Below are 22,780 nucleotides of genomic sequence, written 5' to 3'. Positions count from 1 at the left end.
GCGCCGGCGTCACCGGTCCCCGGTCGTCGTTCTTCCCCTGTCAAGTCCTGTCTGTGGTGGTTGCTGACTCATGAGCATCATGTTGCCCTCCGGGCTGCAGTGGGTTGCCGCCCTTTCCGGTGGTCAGTGGCCGAAGGCCGACGAGGACAAGCTGTTCCAGCTGGCGTCGGCACACCGGGACTTCGCGAAGGCGGTGCAGGAGCTGCAGCCGGAGCTCCAGTCGGCGGTCGAGCAGGTGCGGTCGGGACTTTCGGGGCCGACGGCGGACGCGTTCGAGGCGTACCTGCAGAACCTGATGAATGATCTGCCGGGGCTCGCCAAAGCGGGTGAGCAGCTCGCGGACATGGCGAAGAACACGGGGCTTCAGGTCCAGTACTCCAAGATCATGATCTTGGAGATGCTGGTCTGGATGGCGGCGCAGATCGCGTTCCTCGCGTGGTGGGCGCCGGAGGCGGTGCCGGCGATCGTGGCGGCGGGCACCGCGGCGATCCGGATGATCCTGACGCGGCTGCTGACGGCGGTGGCGATCAACGTGGCCATGGCCGCGGTGATGGACGCGATCGCCCAGCTGATCCAGATGGGCCAGGCCGGTGAGGCGCACCGGTCCACGTGGGACTGGGACGCCACCAAGATGGCGTTGGGCGCGGGCGCCATCAACGGCGCCGTGGCCGGGCTGATGTTCACGGGCGCCGGTGCGGTGGCGCCGGAGATCCTGGCGACCCTGGTGGGCAAGATGGGCGTCGGCGCGGCGGCCGGCGCGGTGGGCATGGAACTCACGGACCTGGCGTTCGGGATCGAGGGCGACCCGGGGCTCGGAGCGCTGGCCGGGGCCGTGGGCGGTGCGATCGGGCACATCCCCGCGGCGCGCGGCGGGAAGGGCGGTACCGGGGCGCGGGGCGACGGTGAGATCGAGGTACCGCGGCTGGGCGACGACACGCCGAGCCTGAACGGTGAAGGGGTGGAGGGGCTCGGCACCGGGGAGGGCACCCGCCCCGGCACCGGGGAGGGCACCGACGGCTACGGAGCCGTGCCCCGGGAGGGGAGTGTCGAGCCGTCGGCGTTCGCCCGCGGACCTCAGGACCCCCGTGCCGGTTCCGGCTACGACGGTCTGTCGCTGTCCGGGGACGGCGTCCAGTCCGGCCACGGCGCACTGGAGACACCTGTCGAGTCGACGGGCGGACCCGGCGAACAGGGCCGTGGCGGGAACACGGACCTCAGCGGGCTCGCGGAGGGCAGCGGTACCCCGCTCACCTCCTCCCACCCGGGTGAGGAGGGTGCCGGTGGTCGGGAACGTCCCGGGCGCGACGACGTGTCCGATCTGGACACCCAGTCGTTCAACGACGACCGCTCGGTCTCGGGCATCGGGTCGGACGACGGGACGCTGATCCCCCCGGGCGCCTGGGAACAGCGGTTCGGGGCGGGCGCGGGCCGGGACGGGCAGGAGCTTCCCGGCGCCCGGGGTGGTGCCGCCGCCTCACGCGGGGACGCCGGCCCGGCCGGCTCCCTGGCCCGGCCGCAAGAACTGCCGGGTTTCGAGGCGCGGCCCGAGACCACGCGGGAGCTGCCGGGCTTCGAGACGCAGGGGGGAACCGAGCCCTTCGGCGTCGCGGCTCCGTCCGCGCAGGGCGGAACGCCGGGCCGCGGCGCCCCGGGTGGCACGGGGCAGGTGTCGTCGGACCGTTCCGGGCTGTCGAGGGACACCGGCGGTGACCGCCTCACCGAGGCCGCGTTGCGCGAACATGACCTCGGCGTTCCCCCGCGCGGTCGTTCGGTCGACGACTGGGCGGCGGAGGTGGACCCGTCCCAGGCCCCTCCCGCGGAGAGGGATGCGGGCGCGGAGGACCTGGCACGTCCGGTGGACGCCCCCGAGGCGCCCCGGGCCGTCACCACGGAGCCGCTCGGCCACGGCCAGGAGCTCCCCGTGACCGAGGCTCCCGTCGGCCCAATGGCCACCGGGGCCGCGGCGCGCGACGCCGGGGTCTCCGGGGACTTCGCCGTGGCCGGGCAGCCGGACGCGGTCCGGAGCGGACCGGAGCAGCCGTCGGCGCCGGCCGCGCCGACGCCGACGCATGAGCAGGCGTCCGCCGGTCCGGGCCACGAGGTGGTGCCGGAGCGGTCGCAGCCCGAGGCTGGGCAGCAGGCTCCGGTGGAGTTGCGGTCCGATGGTGGGCAGCAGGCTCCGGTGGAGTTGCGGTCCGATGGTGGGCAGCAGGCTCCGGTGGAGTCGCGGCCCGATGCTGGGCAAGAGGCGCCGGTGGGGCCGGGGGCCGACGCCGGGCAGGGGGCTTCGGCGGGGTTGCGGTCCGATGGTGGGCAGCAGGCTCCGGTGGGGTCACGGCCCGATGCTGGGCAGGAGGCTCCGGCGGGATCGGGGTCCGGGCAGGGAGTGGCTCCGGTGGGGTCGCGGCCGGAGTCTGTCGTGGCGCGTGGTGACGAGGGTGGTCAGCCGGTTGGGCGGGCCGAGGGGTCGCAGGGTCGTCAGGACGTGTCCGCGTCTGCGGGTGAGGAGTCCGTGCCCGAGTCTGGACAGGTTGTGCAGGGGGCGGAGTCCGGGCATGGACAGGCGCCTGCGGAATCGGCGCCCGGGCACGTCTCCGGTGAGGGTGGTCAGCCGGTTGGGCGGGCCGAGGGGGCGCAGGGTCGTCAGGACGTGTCCGCGTCTGTGGGGCAGGAGTCCGTGCCCGGGCCTGGACAGGCTGTGCAGGGGTCGCAGTCCGGGCATGGACAGGCGCCTGCGGAACCGGCGCCCGGACGCGTCTCCGGTGAGGGAACGGAACTCCCTGCCGGTGCCGACCGGACCGGCACCGAGGATTCGCCCGCGCAGCAGCCGCCGGCCGCCCCGTACGCCGGGACCGCCCCGGCGGGCCGGGGCGGGGTCGAGGCCGGTGGCGTGCGGGGCGGCGAGCCGCCCGCCGCGCAGCCGCCGCACGGGTCGCAGTCCCCGCGTGAGCAGGCGTCCCCCGGTACCGGGCAGAGGCAGACGGTCGCGCCGGTCGTCCAGGCTTCGGGACGTGAGTCGACGGCGACACCACGGCCGGCCACCGAGAGCGGCCCCGCTCCGCAGGCGCCCGCTCCGCAGGCGGCCGGAGGCCCGGTTCGCCCCGGGGGCCGGAGCGCCACGCCGAGCGGAGGAACGGAGCAGACCGCCGTCGCCGGCGTGCCGTCGCGGACCGCCGCCGAATCGCCGACGGCGCAGCAACGGCCCGCGGTCCGGCCGCAGCCGGCGGCGCAGCCACGCCCTGCGGTCGAACCGCAGCCCACGTCGCAGCAATCGCGACCCGAGGCGACCGAGGGAGCCACGGCCACGGCCGCGGAGGGGGCGTCAGCAGCACCCGCTCCGTCCGCCCGGCCGCCGGCGCGTTCCCCGGAGTCCCCGGAGCCCGTGGCCGGACAGCCGCGCGACATCGAATCCACGGCGAACGCCGAACACACCCGCCCCGAGGACGGCCGGGCAGGCGGCTCGCAGGCCCCCCGCGACGAAGCCCCACGCCAAGAAACCTCCCACGACCAGGCCGCCCACGATCAGGCCGTCCCCGACCAGGCCCCCCACGATGCGGCGGGCGGCGAGATGCCGCCGCCCGGGCCGCGGGACCGGGCGTATGTGTTCTCCCCGGACGATCAGGTGCGCGTCGACGGGTTCAACGCGGCGCACGAGGAGACCACACGCGCCCTCGAGGGCCGGCTGTCGCGGGAGGACCAGAAGTTCTGGCAGCAGCAGAAGGCCGATGACGCCCTCGACGCCGCCCAGGCGGGTTACGTACGGGGCGAGAACATCCACGGCGTCCCGGGCACAGGGAGGCCGGATCCGCAGGCCTGGGCACGGCAGCTCGTACCCGAGGAACTCGTCGGGCCGGTGGCCGACGGCTATCGGGCCGCGGTGCGGGGGACCGGACCGGACCGGACGGGCGACGCCGACGGGCGGCCGGTGTCCGGCAACGACGGGATCCCCGGCGAGCAGCACCTGATCGAGCAGCTCTCGGACCGCCTCACGGGCCTCGACCACAACCTGTCGCTGGACGAAGTGGCGCGGGGGATGATCCGCCAGGCGCAGTCCGCGGGCCCGGAGGGGTGGGCGCGGGGGCTGGGCGTGCCGGACGAGCTGGTGGGCACGGTGACGGACGCCTACCGGACGGCGGTGTACGAGAACCGGCCGCGCGGCGCCGACGGGGACCTCGAAGGGGGCACCGCGGCGCTCCCCGGCGTGGACCAGGTCAGGGAGCACCTGTCGTCCCGGCTGGACGGCATCGAGCACGACCTGTCGGTGGACACGCTCGCCGACGGGCTGGTGCGGGAGCAGGCGCGGGCCGGCCGGGGCGGGCCGACGTGGCGGGAGCGGGTGGAGACCCGGTTCAACGAGCGGTGGCAGACGGACCTGGAGGAGTTGCAGCGCGGGGACATCGACCAGCGGGAGTTCGAGCGGCGGTTCGACGCCCTGGTGGGCGGCCTGCACGACGAGTTCGAACTCGCGGCGGCGGCGGACAGCGCCCGGATGTCGGCGGAGCACGCCTTCGACACGGCACCCGATCGTCCGGCGGGGCTGTCGCCGGCCGACGAGGCCAGGGCGCGGTCGAATCTCGCCGAGGCGGCCGCGAACGAGGTCTACAAGGCGGCGGAGGGGGTCCGGCGGACCGACGACGGCCGGATCGAGCCGTCCGACTGGGACGGGATCCACCAGCGGTCCTCGCAGGGGATCGACGAGCTCACCGGCGGGTTGCGCGCGCGGCTGGACGTGGAGGCGTACGCCGCGAACGGCTTCGACTTCGTGGGACGGCTCACCGGCACGAGCCGGGAGCGGCTGGAGGAACTGCGCGAGGAGTTCGCCCAGGACTTCGAGGAGTCCACGCAGCGGCTGCCGGGGCCCGACGGGCCGGAGGTACGCCGCCTGACGGAGGACCAGTGGCGTGCCGATCGCCCGCGGTTCGAGCGGCTGGCGGACGAGGTGCTCGACCGCTGGCACGGGCGGTTGCGGGCCGAGGCCGCGGAGGCGAGCCTCCGGACGCAGGCCGAGCGGGTCGTCGACGCGTTCAGACCGCACTGGCGGCAGCGGACGGCACACCCGGACGAATTCGACCGGGTCGACGGCACGGAGGTGCTGGACCAGTACCGGGACGGCGTGCGGGGCCGGGCCCGCGGTGAACTCGAGGGCCGCGCGCCGGAGGACATCTCGGGCGAGGAGTGGGGGGCGTACACCGAAAGGCTGCGCGAGGCCGACGCCGCGATGCAGGGCCAGCTGCGGGCGCGGTTCGAACACCAGGCGGGTCTGCAGGGGTGGCTGCGGCGGACCGATGCCCTGCTGCGGGACCTGCCCGGGGACGACGCGGCGGCGAACCGGGCGCGCGACGGGGTGCGAGAGGAACTCACCGACGGCTACCGCGAGTTGGTCGGCTGGCCCGACGAGGGCGCCTGGCCGGCACACGAGCTGGCGGTGCGCCAGGACCGGTTCAGGCGGCTGGTGTACGAGCCGGCGCTGGAGTCGGCGACGGACCGGGTGGCGTTCGAGCAGGGTGCCGAGCAGGCGCTGCGGGACGCCGCCGGACGGCTGCACGACATGACGTCCGGCGCGAACGAGCTCACCAACCTCACCGACCGGGCCGCCAGGCGTTTCGCCATGGAGGACGAGACGTTCGGCAAGCTGGCCGACGAGTACCGGAGCGAAACCGGAAAGCAGTACCACGAGTACTTCGGCCCCGCGCGCCGCGACCTGGACACCTGGCTGGAGTCGGAGAAAGCCGGCGGCGACGCGTTCGGCAGCGAACTGCGCGAGCGGTGGGAGGAGTTCGAACAGCAGTCACCGTACGAGCAGCGGATACGGCAGCAGGCGGCCGCGGAGGCCGCGGCGTGGCGTGCGCAGATGCGGGACACCTTCGGCGCCTGGGAGGCAAGGCAGTCCGCGCTGGAGGATCTCCGGCAGACGGTCGGGCTCGATCCGCGCGGGTTCGACTCGCCGCAGGCCAGGCAGTCCTACGAGCGTGGTGTGGACGAACTGCGGAGCGACTTCACCGACGCTTGGAACGAGGCCGGGCAGGGACGTACACAGGAGGAGGCCGCCCAGGTCCGGGCGGAACTGGTCGAGCAGACCCGCGACCGGTGGCAGACCCTGGGCGACGACGCACAGGCCCACGAGGCGGCGTACCAGGACTGGCGGAGCCGTCCGACCTGGACCCTGCGCTACCCGCAACTGGACGTCAGCCGAGACCCGTTCCGCTTCCCGTCGGCGGACGAGCACACCGCGAACGAGACCGTCCCCGCCTCCGGCGGGCACGTGCCGGAGGAGACCGTCCCCGCCTCCGGCGGGCACGTGCCGGAGGAGACCGTCAACGCCCCCGGCGGGCAGCAGGAGACGGCGCAACTGCCCGCGCAGCGCCCCGCGCAGGCCGCATCCCACGAGACGGCGCAGGAGCAGCCGCAGCGGTCCGCCCCGTCCGCGCCGCAGCAGACCGCACCGCAGCAGACCGCCCCGCACGTCTCGCCGGTCCGGGCGGCGGCCGACGAGCGGGCGGCAGCGGAGCTGGACGCGCTGCGGGACGGGCTGGAAACCCGCGACCAGGCCTACCACGAGTTCCACACGCACCTGGAGGCATTCCCGCGCCTGCGGAACCCTGACGCCGCGCAGCAGGTCGGCGCCCTCCGCGAGTGGTACGCGGACGCCCGGACCGCGCCGTCGGCCGACGGCCGGCAGGTCCCGCCGGACGGGCAGCCGCAGGAGCGGCTGCGGGAGCAGGTGCAGGAGCGGCTGCGCCAGGCGGACGCGGACCTTGCCGCGCACCAGACCACCCACAGGCTCTTCGACGAGCAGGTCGGGTCGTCCCTGCCGCCCGTTCCGCGGCCCGACGGGTTCAGCGCCTCCGCCCGGGTCACCCAGCTGAGGGACGACTTCCACCAGGCCGTGACGGCCGCGGCGGACCCGGCCACCACCGCCTCGGCCGGTGACCTTCAGGCCACGCTCCAGGCGCCCCCCGAGATGGTGGAGCGGTTCCGGCAGGAGCTCGCCCGGGCCCGCACCGACTGGACAGCCGCCGAATCCTCGTTCCAGCGGGCGCTGCGGACCAGGGGTCCGTCGGGCCCGCAGGACCTGACCACGGGCCGTGCGACCTGGGACACCCAGACCCACCAGTGGTACCGGAACCGGCTGGAGGAGCTGCGGGACCGCTACACCGCCGACTGGGCGGCGCTCGCCTCGGCCGAGGACCGGACGGCCGAACAGGGCCGGCTGGAGGAGCAACTGCGGCAGGCGGCCGAGGGGCTTCAGGCGCGGGCGGCGCGGACGGTCGGTGCGCTGCGCGCGTTCCGGGACCACCTGGAGACGACCTCGTGGCAGCCGGACGCCCGCTGGGACCCGCAGTTGGCGTCCTGGTACGAGGGCGAGAAGGCGGCGATCGCCCAGCCGTTGCGGCAGCGGCTGACCGAGCAGGGGCCGTCGGCGCTCGAGGACGCGCGGCGGGAGTACGACGAGCGTGCCGCCGCCCTGACGCGGGCCGCCCGGGCCCGGCACGGCCTGTCCGAGGACTTCCGCGGCCTCCTGGCCGGCCGGCCGCCGCAGCAGGTCCGGCTGACGTCGCCCGAGATGGCACGGTGGACCGCGGACCGGATCGACGCGGCGCGCAACGCGTACGTCCAGGCGCGCGAGGCGGCGCACGCGCAGGAAGCGGTCGGCCGGTTCGTCGACGCCCCGTCGTACGCCGCGGAGAACGACTGGCGCCGTCCGGCGTGGCAGGCGGACCAGGAACAACTGCACACCGAGTACGGGCAGTGGCTGGAGCAGGCCGAGGAAGCGACCCGGCGGGAGGAGCAGCAGGCCGCCGCGCGGGCGGAGTTCGACGATGCCTTCGACACGTGGGCGGCGGCCACCGCCCACGGGCTCGACGAGCAGCAGCTGCACCAGGTCCGGGAGCAGGCGTGGGAGAACCACCGGGGCCCGGCCGGCAGTGCCGCCGCCGCGACCGGGGACGCCTTCGCCCAGGAAGCGGTTCGCCAGGTGGCGACGGCCCGGGGCCGGGCGGCGTTCGAGGACCGGTTCCGGGCCTGGCTGGACCGGTGGGCCACCCCGCAGGCGACGGCGCCGTTCCAGGTGACCCCGGAGATCGCCGCAGCGGTGCACGACCATGCGGCGGCTCGCTTCGAGCAACAGGTGGACCATGCGGTCGCCAGGACGTTCCCGGCCGGCTCCGACACCGCCGAAACCCTGGAACAGCGGGTGCGGGAGGCGCAGAACGAGCTGGACTCCCTCACCGGCCCCCTGGAGGACGCCTTCGACCTGAGGGCGGGATACCTCTGGGAGCAGTCCCGCCTGGCGTCCGATTTCGGCAGGCTGGCAGGCGGTTCCTACCGGGACGCCCTCGACGACGACGGCCGTGCCCTGCTCACGGCCTTCGACGCCGGGGACACGGAGGTGTCGGGACCCGGACTGGGACTGGTCCTGGACTCCGCCCGCCACGACCTGGACGCCGCGTTCACCGAGGTGTTCGGGTCGACGGACTCCCCCGAGCGCCTTCCCGCCGCGCCCCGGGAGCTGCTGCCGCAGTGGCGTGCGCGGTACGACCGGGTGCTGGCGGACCTGCCGGCGAAGCTGGCGGTGCAGGCCGCGCGGGAGACCGCGATCCGCAACGCCCTGGGCGACGTCGAGGCGGCCGTGCGGTCGTGGGAGGCCGCTCCGCCGGCCGGCGAGGCGTTCCGGCGCCGCTTCGACATCCCGCACGACGTGCCCCCGTCCCTGCTGCGCGGGCTCCAGCAGGGCATCACCGCCCAGACCACGGACCAGTTCGAGCGGACCGTCGTGGCCGGGGACGGCCCGCTGCGGACCCGGCTGGACGACTGGGAGGACGCCCGCAGCCGGGTGACGGGGCAGGACCGGATCCACACGTGGATCCTGCGGCACCACGCCCGCCGGAGCGCGGTGCGGTCGGCCGGCGCGGTGTTCGACGGGCAGCTGGCCGCATGGCGGAGCGACCACCCCGGCCAGGAGCTGTCCGAGGCCGACACGGCCCGGGCCAGGTCCGAGTGGGACCGGCGGATCCTGAACACGTTCGACACCGTCTTCGGCACGCCCGCCACCAGCCCCGCCGCCAGCCCCGCCGCGCTGACGGGCCGCATGTGGGAGTGGGACGCCCGCCTGGCCGACGAGACCCGCCGGCTGCCGGAGCAGCTGGCGTTCGAGGCCGAGGCCACCCGGATGCTGTCCGCCGCCGGCGGATCGTTCGACCACCTCGGCGCCGGCCGCCGTATCGACGAGGGCCGGTACGAACGCATCGGGAACGACTTCCGGCAGGACGTCGTCGACGCCCTCCACCGCCGGTGGGCACCGAAGCCGCCGTCGGCCCTCTGGAGCGCCCACGAGGCCGCGAACGGGGACGCCTTCAACAGCACGGGTGCGGGCACCGGAGACCTCACCGGTACCGGGAACCTCTCCGGAAACGGCGTCGGAGCCGGGGCGCGGACGGCGCCGGCCCCTGGCACGGAGGAGAGCGCGCCGGCGCCCGCGGAGGAGCAGGCCACCCCTCCGACTCCCGGCCAAGCGGACGAACACGCCCCAGGACCGCTCTCCGAGCCCGTTCAGAAGACCCGGAACCCCGGCAACGACACCGCCGGTTCCGCGGCAGCGATCCGGACCCGGCCCGACACCCCCGAGGCGGCGCCGCAGGTCACGGCCGACGGCGAACCGAGCGGAGCGCCGTCCACCGACCTGGCGCCCGTCGGCGGCGGACAGCTCCAGGGACCGGCCGCGCACGCGCCCTCGGGCGCCGATACGACCGTGGAGGAGACCGTCCCGGGCGAGGGTCCGGGCCAGGACGCTGTCGCGCATCGGGCCGCCTCCGATCAGGCGGCGCCCCACTCCGTGTCGTCCGGGCGGTCCGTCCCGCCGGTGGCCGCCCACCGAGCTGGTCCGTCGGGTGGTGGTCTGTCGTCGGACGAGTTCGAAGACGTCCGTGCGGCGGTCGTGGGGCAGTTGGAGAGGTGGGAGGTGCACCTGCCCGTGGACGATGCCACGGTGGAGCGGTGGCACGACCTGCTTCCCGGGGTGTGGCAGCGGCGGGAGCCCGCCAAGGCGCGTGGTGAGTTCATCGCGCGGATGATGGTGAGGGGTGGGCTGGCCGAGTTCCCGGGTGTTGACCTGGCCGAGTTGCCGGGCATCGACATTGATGTCGAGCCGTTCGCCGCGGGGTTGCCCCTCGGCGGTCCGGTGCGGGTGGAGGAGCCGCGTCGGGTGGGGCGGGGTCCGGGCACGGTGCCGTTGGGCGAGGTGCGGCGGGCCGGCGGGGACGTCCGTGTGGGGGTCGGTTCCGACGGGTACACCGTGGGCCGGGCGGGGTGGATCGAGCTGCCGTCCGGTGAGGTGCTCTCGGCCGAGGGGTGGGTCGGGTACGGGCATGAAGAGCGGACCGGGCGCGGGCCCAAGGACTGGAACGGGCACGGGCCCGATTTCGTCCACCGGCCGACGGGTGCGTTCCTGCGCGGTGACACCGGCTGGGTGGGGCCGGCCGCCGACAGGGACGCGCTGAGGCGCCGCCTGGACGCGATGGGTCCGGCGAGGCTGCGGCCGTACACGTTGCTGTCGGGTGAGTCGGGTCTGTACCTCGTGCCCGATGACAGTCTCGCGGACGCCGGAGAGGACACCGTCGCGGCGTACATCCCGTACCCGAGTGCGGAGCTGGTCTCGGGGGCGGCCGAGGCCGACCGGCCCGGGATCTCCGAGCCTCGCCAGGACACTGTGGCCACCGGCGTCCCCGAGGTCACCGCGCCGGCGCCGGCGGCCGCGGGTCTGCTGGGCGGTGCGCCGCCGAACAACGGGCTGGCCGCCGCGCTCCTCACGGTTTTCGGGTCTCAGGCCGCCGCGCAGCCGACGTTCCCGCAGATGGTGAACGCGCTCGGGCTGCTGGACGCCGCGCGCAGGAGCGACCCGTACTTGGGTGCGGGGCCGATCGACGTGCGGGGTGTCACCAGGCAGGTGCTGCACCTGGATCCTTCGGTTCAGATGGAATTGCGTCACGTCAGCGAGGCACTGGGTGTCGCGAGCAGTGCTTATCGGCACGGGCGGGCGTACAGCCTCGCGTCGATCGCGGTGTACGGGCTGGAGCGCAAGGGTCAGGCACTGAGTGAGGCGACGAAGCTGTGGGCCAACGGCAGTTTCCAGGGGCAGAACCTGACGGGGCGGCCGCTGAAGTTGCTGTTGGACAGGGTGGGCAAGCAGGACGGCGCGGGTGTCATCCAGCCGGTTGCGCCGCCGTGGACGGGTCCGGTTCAGGCAGTGGTGGCGGAGTTCACGTCCCCGGGGCAGATCTACCTGGACAACGGCGTGGGGTACCGGACGAATCTGAGCGAGGAGGAGTTCATCGAGGTGGTGGCGCACGATCGCGAACGGCCCGCGGGCGTTCCGATCGTGCTGCTGCTCAAGGATGCCAGTGAGGAGTTGGTGCGCAGGCTGGCGGATCGGGCCGGCGTGCTGGTGTGGTACACCTACGGCGATCTCCGGTTCCAGCGGGCTGCTGCCGACAGTGCCTGGGTGTCTCCGGCCCTCGCGAATTCCCGCCCGGGACAGGTCCCGGTGGGTACCTGGGTTCCCACGCCTCCCCGGCTGGTGCCGGATGATCCGCATGCGGAGATAACGGCGTCGGACGGGGCGAAGTTCTCGGACCAGGACGTGTGGTCGTATCCGGTGGTGACGGCGGACGGGCAGCGGTTGACCGGCCGGAGCTTCATGGATGAGAAGGCCGTCGCGGCGCGTGAGGCTGAAACGCGGACGCTCTCCCTGGTGCAGCACTACTTCGATTACTACGAGGGTCTGCCGGGAGTGGCACCCAGCCGGCAGGGCGGGCTGCAGCCGTTGCCGTGGCCTCTCGCCGGTTCGTACATCTCGGTGGGCCACGGGAGTGCCGTCCACGCGGTGGTGACAAGGCGCAGTACGGGTGCGCACCATAGCGTGCCCTTCGCCGAACTCGGGCGGATACATCGCCGCCGAAAGAGTCTGCAGCTGATGGATCCCGATGCGCCGCTGGTCATGCTGTGGTGTGAACTGGGGTTGCTGAAGCCGGGGCGGGACCGGTTGGTGTCCCCGCCCGGGGCACAGACAGTGGCGAACAAGACGGGGCGGACAGTACGGACCTCGGACGGCGTGGTGGGGTCGGATGCCCCGAGTGGGCAGTTGCCGGCGCGGTTGTTCAAGATGGACGATCCGGACCGTCCGGTGCACCGGTGGCTCGAGTTCCCTCCTGAGCCGGGCTCCGGGATGCTGTCCCGGCTGGCCGACCTGGGCGGGTTGTCCGCCGGGCTGGGGGACCGCACGACGCGGGCGCTGCGGTGGGTACGGGCACTGCGGGAGACCCACGGTGTGCGCATCGACACCGACCCGGCACGGAGCACTGCTTTCCAGGACCTGATCCGGGGCTTCGGGGCGCTGGAGCGGCTGCGGATGAACGCCCCGGGCAGCTCCGACACCGGGCCGCTGACCTGGGAGTCGCTGGAGCGGATCGTGACCGGCTACGCCCGGCAGCAGAACTGGCAACCCGTGGTGAGCGCGAGCGTGCTGGAGAACGTGCTGTGGCAGGCGCGATGGGGCACCGTGTCCCCCGACCTGCTGATCCCTCCGGTCACGTATGCCGCTCCCGCCGGCGGAGCCGCACAGCAGGGGGGCGGCGGACTGCCCGGCGGCTCACCCGACTCCGGCAGGCAGCCGTACGCGGAGCGGTGGCCGATCGGCCGTGAGGTCACGGTCGAGGGGCCGGGTACCGTCGGGGACCTGGACGAGGTGCCCGTGGACGAGGTGCCCATGGACGAGGTGCCTGCGGGCGAGGTGCCCGGTCCCGGTGGCAAGGGCGCGGCCGGGCGGGCCCCGGAGTGGCCGTACGTCTACGAGCGCACGACTGAGCACGGGTCACGGCCGTTGACGTACCGGGTCGGTGCGGCGGGTGAGCTCGAACTGGCCCCCGGCGAGGTCCTGTCGTCGCAGGGGTGGGTCAGGTTCGGCAACCTCTTCGTGCACGAGTCGGCGGACGGGCTCGACGGGCTGCTCCACGGGCCCAGCGGCTGGCTCGGCCGTGTCGCCGATCCGGACACGCTGCGGCAGCACCCCGATTTCCCCGCCCCCGGAACCGCGCGGTACCGGCTCGTGGCGGACGGCTCGGCGATGTACCTGGCGCCGGACGTGCCGGCCCCGGCACCCGATGCCAAGGCGGTCAGGATCCCGCTGAAGGGCATCGTCGGCCCTGACGGCACGGCGGGAGACGGTCTGACGGGTGATGCGCCGGGCGTGGCCGAGGACCGCACGACCCGGCAGACAAGCAGCGCGTCCGGGCAGGCGACCGCCCGGCCCGGTACCGGCGCGTTCACCGGAGCGCCGTCCACCGACCTGGCGCCCGTCGGCGGCGGACAGCTCCAGGAACCGCCCGCGCCCGCGCACGCACCACCCTTGAACGCCGAGGAGACCGCCGAGGAGACTGCCGGGGAGACCGCCGAGGAGACCGCCCCGGACTGGACCGTCCAGGCCATGCCCGCCCACTACCCGACGCAGGCGTGGGCCGACGCCGCCCGCCGCTTCGAGGAGGGGCTCGGCGCACTGCTGGCGCACGACCCGCGACTCGTCGCGGTCGTCCAGCAGGCCCGGGCGGCGCTGCCGGGCGCCGCGGAGGTGACGGGCGCCGGCCCGGACGGTCCCACACCGTCGCTGGTCCACCTCATGACGGCGTTCGACACCGCGGTCGCGGCGCACGACGACCCCGGAACCTTCACCTTCGCCGCCGACCGTGACGAGCTCCGGCGCCACCGCGACGAGCTCGGCCTGTTCGGCCGCCCCGGGCCGTTGCGGAGCGTCAGCGGACTGCTCAGGGCCTACCGGTCGCTGAACGTTCCCGGAGGCAGCGTCCCGGAGTTCGCGGAAGCGGTGATCGGCTGGGGGCTGGCCACCCGCCGGTACAGCCTCGCCGAGATGCTCAAGGACCTCCACGACGCCGGGTTCTCACCCGACGGCACAGGGTTCGACACCGTTCTGGCGGCCGGCGGGGCACGCCTGTACGACTGGGCGCGCACGGCGCTGGGGGAGGGGCGGCTCGCCGCGGCCCCGGACGGCCTGCGCGAGGCGCTGGAACTTCCCCAGTGGCAGGTGTACTTCCCCGGTTTCACCGCCGAGGCCACCGGAGGCGTCGAGGTTCCGGAGGACATCGTCGACGCGGCGCGGGCCGCGCGGTCCGGCACCGGTCCCGGCTCCGCCGACCCGGAACGCTACGCGGCGATGCGCGACTGGAGCGACCGCCACGGCAGCTCCCCGCTGGACGTGCTGGCGCCCCCGCACTTCACCCCGCTCTACCTGCTCGCGGCCGGCCCGGGGGACATGCGGCTGCTCAACCCGGCGTTCCGCGGCGCGCCGAGCGACGCGGAGGGTGTGGCCCTGCTGAAGGCCGAGATCCGCGACGTCGTGACCGAGGCCCTGCAAAGCGCCGTCCCGGACTTCCCGCGGCTGCTCAGGGCCGAGCCGGATTTCCAGGCACTCGCCGACGACCTCGCCCGCACCGGTCCGGAGGACCCGCGCTCCGGCGGGCTCGCGAACGAACTGCTCAAGTCGGCGGAGAGGCTTGCCGAGCCGCTGTACGAGCAACTCCCCGACCACCTGATGATGCTGGACGACGGCCTGGCGCGGCTGCCCCGGGTGCAGGGACCGGTGTTCCTGGCCTATCCGTCGGTCCCGGACCGGCTGACGATCCCGAAGTACGCCCGCGGCAGCATGGACGCGTCCACCGCACTGGCCGGGCTCGCCGCGCCGGACTCCGTGTCGCAGCCCCGTCTCCTGGTGGAGGTGGTCAACCCGTCGGCGCGCGACCTGTCGTTCCTCGGGCCGGAGTCGACCGCGCGGCCCGCGGCGTTCGCGCGCAGCGCCGGTTACACCGTCCGCTCCAGCGGGACGACGGACGACGGGCGGGGCCCGGTGCTGCACTGGCGGGTCGAGGAGACCGGACCGTCCGCGACCACCGCCGCCGGCACGACGGGGACGGCGGCGGCCGGCACCGGCCTGTCGGCCGCCCCGCCGTCGGGCGCCTCCGGCATCAAGCCGACGCTGCCCGGCGTGTACACCAAGGACCGGACGCGGTGGCTGCACGCGGCGCTGGGTTACGAACGCGCGCTCGGCCGTGCGATGTCGACCGACGTGGCGACGCCGCGGTCCGTTCTGAAGGCGCTCGTCGACGCAGTGGCCGCCAGGCGCACCAACCCCCTCCGCTACTTCTTCGACCCGCAGGACCCGCAGGCGTTCGACTACGTCACGGCGATGGACCGCCTGCTGAGCGAGAACCAGGAGGAGGGCAGCAACCAGCCGTCGCAGGCCGAGGTGATGGAGGCCCTCACCCTGGCCGCCCCGGTCTTCGCGGCCGATGACCCCCAGTGGGTGGAGCCGGCCGACCGGGACCCCGCCCTGGAGTCCCGTCTGGCCGAGCTGGGTCATCCGGTGACCGAGCAATGGGCGGCCGAGAAGGCCGAGTGGGTCCGGGTGGCGGAAGCGCTGATGCGTGTCCACGGCAGGCTGAACATCCCCCGGGCGGATCCGCTGGACTTCCGGGACGCCGTGTTCGGCTGGATCCTGTCGCAGAACGGCGCGCCGTCGCTGGTGCAGCTCCTCGGAGCCGCCCAGCGGGCAGGGATGGTCGACACCGACGGCTCGCGGTGGATGGAGCCGGACGTGCGGACCGCGCCGTCCGTGGAGGTCGACGCCGCCCAGCTGTACGGTCTGGTGCCGCTCCTCTTCGACCCCCTGTCCAGGATCGCGAAAGGTCCGCTCGCAGGGGACGCGGCGCTCAGGAGAACCCTGGGCCGACTGCCGCAGGACGTCGTTTTCGCGGAGCTGGCCGCCGGTCTGCTGGCTCCGGAGACCATCGGCGGCCCCACCCCGGACGACCTCCGCGAGGCCGTCACGGACGGGGTGCACTCCGCCGCGGTCGCGTCGGACGCACGCAGGGACGCCTTCCGCGCATGGCTGCGCAAGCACCGCCGTCAGTACCGTGGTATCGCGCCCGGCGGCGCGGCGGCGCTGTATCTCCTGGGTGACGCACCCGAGTTCCTGGACGAGCGGATCACCGCGCAGTCGGCGCCGGGCCGGCAGCTGCTCCAGGAACGGATCCTGTCCCGGCTGATGCGGCTGACCGCAGGCGCACCCCTGTCCTCCCTGCCGCGCGTCCTCCAGCGTGAGCCCGCGGTACGCAGGCTGATCGACCGTCCCGAGGAACGAACGCCCAGCACGGTGCGGCAGGTGGCGCGGTCCCTGGCGACCGGCGACCTCATGGCGGAGCTGGCCCAGCTCGCGGAGATGGCCGCCGGCACCGTGGAACTGCTGCCCGAGGCCGAGGGGCCGCTGTACTGGCCGGAGACCGGGCCCGGCCCGCTGCACGGGGCGCACGCGTACGCGGCCCCGGGACGGACCTTCACCAAGCCCCGGCTGTTCCAGACCACGTCCAGCCTGACGGCGGCCACCAGGGACCTGGCGGCGGACGCCCGGCGCGGCGGCGGGCATCCGGTGCTGTACAGGATCGCCCGCCCGCTCGAAGCCCGGGAGTACGGCCCGTTCACCCACACCCCCGACGGCCGGGCCGTCCACCCCGGACGCCCGACGTTCACCACCACGGACGAGGAGATCGTCCGGGACCTGGCGACCGGCCTCGAGTACCGGCTCGTCACGGTCGAGGAGGCCGATCGGCCCGCCGCGGACCGGAAGTGGAAGGAACCGATCATCACGCGGGAAGTCCGGGACCGCCGCGGAACCGAGTTCGGGGAGGTCAGCTTCAGCAGGTACGACTGGTCGATACGGCGGGAGGAGATGCGGGACCTGCTGTACCTGGGTGACTCCTTGGTCTACAAGGACACACCGGGAGGGCGGCTGCTCAGGACCCTCCCGGTTCCGTACACCCCCGGTCTGCGGCCGGACGGCAAGCCCGCCGTCACCCTCTGGGCCTCGCACGGCGCTGTGGGATCGCTCGCGGCTCTGACCCCTCGAGGAGTGCGGCGGCTCACCGGAGCACCGATCGCCAGGCGGGGAGCCCGGCTGATCGAACGGCTGGGGCTCGGACGCGGCTCCACCCAGCTGGTGTTCTCCTGCTACGCGGCGCGCGGTGCCGAGGGCGTCGTGTCCACGGCCCAGCAGATCGCCGACGGACATGTCCACGAGGTCACGACCGCCGCTTCCAACGTGGCCGGCGGAGCGGGCCCGACGAAGGAATCGAACTGGGAGACGGGGATATTCCTCGTCGAGAGGCCGAAGGACAGGTGGGCGGGGCAGAAGGCCCGTTGGAAGACGTTCGGCCGGCAGCCGGAGAAGGCCGCCCGGGCGGGGCACCGGGCGGGGCGGCTGCCGTTCGCCAGCCGGTCGGGGCTGTGGAGCGACCTGTTCCGGAAGCCGGCGTGGGAGTCGACGGCGGCCCGCCACGAGCGTGCCGTCGCGGACGCGCTGGCATCGCAGCGCGAGGTCCAGAGGTTCACGGAGAGGCTCGCCGACGCCCTGGCGGCCTCCGGTGAGTACCGGATCGGGATTCCGGGTGGCCGGCCCTCGGTAGCCGCCCTCATGACCGCGATCACCGGGGCGGTCCAGCGGGTCCACCCGGCGCAACGGTTCCGGGTCGTGGCGGACGACGGCGAGCGGGCGGCGTTCGTCGCCCGGCGCGGACTGCCCGTGCGCGCGGGCGGCCACCCGGGCATGAAGCCGCTGTTCCAGGCATATGACGCCATCGAATTCCCCGACGGGCACCTGCCGCTCCTCAAGGCGGTGGTCGCCTCGCGGCTGTCCACCGGCGACGGCACCCTCATGGAGATCCTCGCCGACTACCTGCACAGCGGTCTGGCCGCGGACGGCCGAGGGGTGGACGTCGACCGTCTGAGGGACACCGTGCTCGGTGACGCGCCGGACGTCTACGACTGGGCGAACTCCGTCCTGCAGCCGTTCGGCGGCGATACGCGGGAGCTGACCGCCGAACACGGCCGGGCCTGGCTGCCGCCGCACCACCAGATGTACTCCCCGGAGCTGACGTCCCGGATCACCGGGGACATCACGGTGCCCGACGGGGTGAATTCGGCACTCGCCCTCATGGCAGGGGCCTCCGACCTGCCGGCTGTGCCCCACGACGCGTCCCGGCAGGTCGGCGCCGGGAGTTGGCAGGCCCGGTACGCGGCGCTGCGCGAGTGGACGCGGCACCACCCGGGTTCGCCGCTGGACCGGCTGCTGCCGACGCACACCACCGCGCTCTTCCTCGCGGGCCACGCCCCGGACCGGAGGCTGCTGGACCCGCGGTTCCTGACCGCTCCGGCCGTGGGGGAGGATCCGCTGACGGCGGCGATCACCGACACGATCGACGCCGCGATGCGGGGCGACCTGGACTTCCCGTACGTCCTTCAGGCCGATGCGGACTTCCACGCACTGGTGGCCGAGGCCAGGGTCACCGACCGGCAGGACGAGCGGTTCGGGCGGATCGGTGAGGAACTGCTGGCACTGGGCGGGCGACTGACGGGAACGGTGCGGGCCGGCCTCCCGTCGCACCTGGCCGTGCTGGGCGAGGCCCTGACGAAGCTGCCGGCCGTGGGCTCGACCGGACCGGTGTACATCGGGTACTGGGCCGCGGGGGCGCCGGGCGCGGCTCCGCGGGGCGCGCTCCACAGGATGTCCCTGCCGGCGTTCCAGCCGGGTTCGACGGACCCGTCCGTGGTGCTCGCCGAACTGGACGAGACCGACCCGGGTACGGGCCACCACCGGGTCCTGGTGAAGGTGGACGGCTCCTCGGCCCGGCGTACGGCGTTCGGCGCGGCCGATCCGCGGCTGGGACAGGTGCTGTTCCCGGACCCGGCGGACCTCGACATCGGGGTGCGCGGAGTGCTGTACGACGCGGAGGGCCGGCCGTACGAGTACCAGGAGGCGACCGGTACCGCTCCCTTCGCCGGGGACGAGACCGAATCCGGCTCCGACTCCGCGTCGGTGACGGAGAGCTCGGACACCGACGGCGCCTCGGACGTCGACATGGCATCGGATTCGGACGACTCCGCGAGGGAGAGCGGCTCCGAGGAGGAGGAGACCGACTCCGACGCGTCGATGGACGACGCGGACGGTGTCCCCTCCGACCAGTCCGCCGTCCCCGCCGGGACCCCTGCCGTGAACTCGGCTCAGGCATCCGAGGACGCGGTCCCGGCCGGCGAGGACGCCGACTCGGCCGGCTCCCCCGATGGTGCGGAGACCGGCCTGGGCGGCTCCCTCGGTGAGGACGCCGACCCGGACGGCTCCCTCGGCGAGGAAGCCGACCCGGGCGACCACCTCGGCGAGGACGTGATCGCCCGGATCGCCTCCGCCGCGGCCGGCATGCTCCCCGAACGCCCGAGGGTTGGCTCCGTCCTGTCGGCGCCGGGGCCGAAGGACCTGGCGATGATGCCCGCCGCGAGCCCGGTTTCCTCGTCCACCCAGACCCCCTTGTCCGCCCAGGCCCCCTCGCCTGCCCGGGCCGGTCAGGCCGCACAGGGCGGTGGCCAGGCCGTCGCCGGACCGGGTACGGCCACCGGGACGGGGCAGGACGCCGCGGCCTTCCCCGCGGTCCACGCACCGAGGTTCCCGGTCTTCTACACCGGGCCGTCGCGCGACAGCTGGCTCAGGCGGTCGGAGGAGTACGGCGACGCGGTCGCCCTGGTACTGGGCGCCGACCCGGAGGTGGAGCCGTCCCCGCACATCGCTGTCCAGGAGATCATCGTCGACGCCGGGAGGAGGTTCGGCACCGATCCGGTGCTTTACGACCGCTTCCTGCTGCGGCTGCTGAACCGGACGTCGCTGGCGGGGGTCGATATCCGCCGGGAAGTCGATGACTGGGTGTACCCGCAGCAGGGGCGGCCCCGGCCGCTGGACGAGTCGATGGAGGCGTTGCAGCGGCTGGCTCTGTCGTACGCGGCCGATCACGGGCTGCCGGAGCCGGCCGGGCCCCAGTCACGGGGGCCCGCGTGGGACGCCGCGATGCGGCGGCGCGGTTACCTCGGATTCGACGAGTTGACACCCCAGCAGATCGAGCAGGCCGAGTTCGTGGAATTCATGCTCGGGGTGTACCAGCACCTGAGGATCCCGAACGGCGATGTGCTGACGTTCCGGGACGCGCTGGCGGGGTGGCTCGTGCAGCGCGACGGCGCCATGCTGCCGTGGGAGTGGTTCCTGGACGCCTCGCACCGGGCCGGCGTGCGGGACGAGGGGATGGAGCCCGATCCGTGGCAGACGGATCTCTCCCGCGTCCACGGGTGGATCAACGGGGTGCTGGACCCGCTGGCCCGGTTCCCCACGAGCACGCTGGCGGATGACACGCACCTGCGGGACACGCTGTGGCGTGTGCCGCACGTGGTCCTGTACGAGACCATGGCGCTGCCGCTGGCGAGCAAGGAGATCACCGGCCAGGGTGACTGGGTGAATCCGCTCACCGTCCTCAGAAACACGCTGAGCCAGCAACGGTGGACCGGTGCCGCCGGCGTGGAGGTGTGGGAGCAGCGCCGTGCGGCGTGGCGGGACCTGATGCGCAACCCCGGGGCTCCGGGAGCGATGAAGGAGATGCGGCCCGCGCATGCCGTCGCGTTGCTGCTGGCCTCCGGCCCGGACGCGGTGTTCCTCGAGCCGGGCCTCACCCTGGACCAGTTCAGGGAGCGCGCGCGCAGGGCCGGTGAGCTGGCGGATCCCGCCGACTGGTCGACGTGGCCGGCGCTCATGCTCCGGGACGAGGGCATCAGCGACGTGCTCAGGACGTACGGATCCGTCGCGGACGTGGAGCCGGCCGTCGACGCCTACGCCGACGCGGCCGACCAGGCCCTGCTCGACGAGGTGCGGACGCACGCGGCGATGGCGGAGGAGGCACTGGACCTCCTGCTCGCCGAGGAGGCCGACAGCGGCCCGATGTACTACTGGACGGTGCGGCGCGGTCCCGTGTCCCAGGGGGCGAAGCCCGACGCCGTCAAGGGGGAGACCTGGACGTTCCCCGCCTTCGAGCGCGGGTCCTCCGACCGCGCGGTGGCGCTGAGGGAACTGAACCGGCTGGCCGGGCGAATGCCGGCCGGGTGGCACCCGGTGCTGGTGGAGATCAGGAAGCACCTGTCGCTGCGGAAGACCGCGATCTTCTCGAGGACCCCCTCGAAGCGCACGGTGCAGTCCCCCCACCCGCTGTCGCTGGTCGGCAGGACCGCCGGTTACGGGAGGGACGAGAACACCGGCCTGTTGTTCTCCCACGTGATCACGGACGAGAAGCCGCAGCCGCACTCATCGGTCCCCTGGGACAACGAGATCCTGGTCCGCGACATCAGGACGAGACGGGGAGAGTGGGTCGGCTTCGCCAGCCTGACTCCGCGGGACCTCATGACCCGTGAGGACTACTTGAGGGTCATGCCCCAGGTGAAGGGTTACCAGGTCGCCGAACTGGACGGGAAGACCTACAAAGCGCCGGAGCCGTGGCCGATCCCGGCGGCGAAGGGAGGGCCCGGCGGCCCGCCCGCCTTCGTTCTCGAGGCGGCGCACGGCAGCAAGCACGCGATCTTCGTGGTGGGCCGCTTCGGCTGGGCCCAGCAGGTGAGCGCCTCCCTGTTCGGCAGCGACGCGGCCCAGCGGCTCGCCGCGGCCGGGATACCCGGCGCCACCCCGCTGCTGCTGTGGAACTGCTCGGTGGGCGGTAAGCGTCCCGGCCTGGCGACGGTCGCCCAGCTGATGGCGGATCAGCAGCCCGAGCGGCGCGACTCCTATGCGGGAAACGTGGTCGTGGGCCACAGGAGCTTCGACCATGCCGGCCTCTATCCGGGCTGGGGCGCGGAGGAACCGCAGCTGGCGAAGTTCCGGCCGCGGGGCGCGACGGTGCCGACTCCGGGGAACGTCGTCGATCCGTACTTCGCCGGCCAGGCGGGGCGCTACCAACTCGGGCACGATGCACACTGGTTCGAAATCGCGAAGGATTACGAGGAGGCGCTGGGCGAGCGGCTGCTGCAGGACGGCGCCGCGCGGGCGGTGGTGCAGCGGGTGGTGAACGCGCTGGCCGCCGACCCCGGCTTCAAGATGCCGTTCGATCCCACCAGTCCCGAGGTGTCGCTGAAGGACCTGATGGCGGTCGTCCGGCAGGCCAGGGCCGGCAGGTACCCACCGAAGCGGACCGTGCTCCTGGAGAGCGATCTCGACCGGTCGGAAGTCCGGGAACGGCGCGGAATCAACCTGGACACGCACCGGCCCCGCAGCACGCGGACGTACTACCAGCTGTACCGGGACCTGGAACTGCCCAGCAGCGGCTTCCAGGCGTGGGTGAAGGCCGTGTTCGGCTGGTCCCTGGTCAACGGGTCTCCGCTGGTGGGCCTGCTGGCGGATCTGAAGGCGTCGAGGATGAGCCGGAACGAGGCGGCGCTGAGTGCGGCGCTGGCCGGCGGCGGGGCGCACGTGTACGGCCTGGCCGACACGGTGTTCGCGCCGCGCGAGGGGCTGCCCGCCGGGGACCTGGCGGACCGTCTGCGTCCGCCGCACTGGCGGTACTACGCCGAACAGGCGCCCAAGTGGCTTTCCCCGGGTACCCGCGGTGTCCACCAGGTGCCGGACGGCATGGCGCGTGCGGTGCGTCTGCTGGCGGCGTCCGAGCAGGTCCCGGCGATTCCGGCGGAGTTCCGGCAGGCGGTCTCCCCGGCGCAGTGGGCGGCCCGGCATGCCGCGGTCCGTGCCTGGGGCGCCGCCGGCCAGGGTCTGCCGCTGGACCGGCTGGACACGGCCCACCTCGACGCGTTGTACGTGTTCAGCCAGGACGCGAACCGTCCGCTGCTGGAGTCCGGCGTCGAGGACCTGCCCTCT

The 22,780-nt window shown here is 73.9% G+C and carries 1 protein-coding gene (running past one end of the window); it reads left to right on the top strand.

All coding sequences use genetic code 11. The annotated features are described in order from the left end of the window. Positions 1–70 precede the first annotated feature (70 nt). Positions 71–22,780: the 5' portion of a WXG100-like domain-containing protein gene (locus ACZ3KJ_RS18370; RefSeq protein WP_467528124.1), read on the top strand. 17,667 nt of this gene lie beyond the right edge of the window; only the first 22,710 of its 40,377 coding nucleotides appear in the window; its start codon is at positions 71–73; its stop codon lies beyond the right edge, outside the window.

The organism is Streptomyces sp. NPDC003248 (genome assembly GCF_055563235.1).
The sequence above is the reverse complement of the archived record's forward strand: the minus strand, read 5'-3'. Positions and strand labels throughout refer to the sequence as shown.